This is a genomic window from Burkholderia sp. E168m23 (genome assembly GCF_016586125.1).
In the GTDB taxonomy this organism is placed as follows: domain Bacteria; phylum Pseudomonadota; class Gammaproteobacteria; order Burkholderiales; family Burkholderiaceae; genus Burkholderia; species Burkholderia orbicola.
In genome coordinates this window covers 1-1,055 of record NZ_BCPP01001466.1, presented here as the reverse complement: position 1 = coordinate 1,055, position 1,055 = coordinate 1, and the positions used below count along the sequence as shown (strand labels likewise).

General features: G+C 50.6%; 1 protein-coding gene. It reads left to right on the top strand.

Annotated features, from left to right (window positions below; translation table 11 throughout):
- Positions 1 to 1,055, top strand: a 1,055-nt coding sequence (locus JMF90_RS38195; RefSeq protein ID WP_201326456.1) for a restriction endonuclease subunit S, incomplete at both ends; no start/stop codon positions are given.

Here is a 1,055-nt window from a genome sequence, read left to right as displayed (position 1 = left end):
AATGACCTTGCCGAATCTGTTGATTATGGAGTAACTGCATCGGCAAATTCGGTAGAAGTTGGGCCAAAATTCTTGCGAATCACGGATATACAGAACGGCAATGTTGACTGGTCCGGTGTTCCTTACTGCGTATGTGAAGACGGGGAGAGGGTAGCGGCTCGATTGAAAGCGGGCGATATAGTCTTTGCTCGAACTGGTGCGACGACTGGCAAGAGCTATTTGATTGATAAGTGCCCTGAGGACGCGGTTTTTGCTTCGTATCTAATCCGCGTACGCTTGGGAAGTGGTGCTGACTCAAAGTTCGTGAGTCACTTTTTTGATACGCCGGACTATTGGGGGCAAATTTCGAAGGGGGCTCGTGGTGCCGCGCAACCAGGTGTGAATGCGACAACACTTCGCGCCTTACAAGTTCCCCTGCCGCCAATCGAAGAGCAACGCCGCATTGCAGCCATTCTTGACAAGGCCAACGAGTTGCGCGCACAACGGAAGGAAGCGCTCGCGCTGCTGGATAGCATGGCCCAGTCGATTTTTGTCGACATGTTTGGGAAACCAGAAAAACCGGCCGCTGGTGTTGAGGTCGTGCCACTAGCACAACTTTGCCATCGGATAACGGACGGCACTCATCAATCGCCGGAGTGGAGCGACTCAGGCGTGCCGTTCCTCTTCGTCAGTAATATCGTGTCTGGTGAGATTGATTTCGAGACGAAGAAATTCATCAATGATGCGACTCACCACGAGCTGACGCGCCGGTGTCCAATTGAATGCGGTGACGTGCTCTATTCAACCGTTGGTTCGTATGGGGTTCCGGCCGTTGTGCGCGAATCGAGAAAATTTGCATTCCAACGACACATCGCACACTTGAAGCCAAATCTCTCATTGCTAGACCCGGAATATTTATGTGCGATGTTGGCTTCTCCATCGTTAAAGCGGCAAGCTGACCAAGTTGCTCGTGGAGTGGCGCAGAAGACAATAAATTTGTCTGAGATTGGCAAATACATTGTACTCAAAGCTTCGATGCCGATGCAGCAGCAATTTTCGAATATAATCAGAAAAAT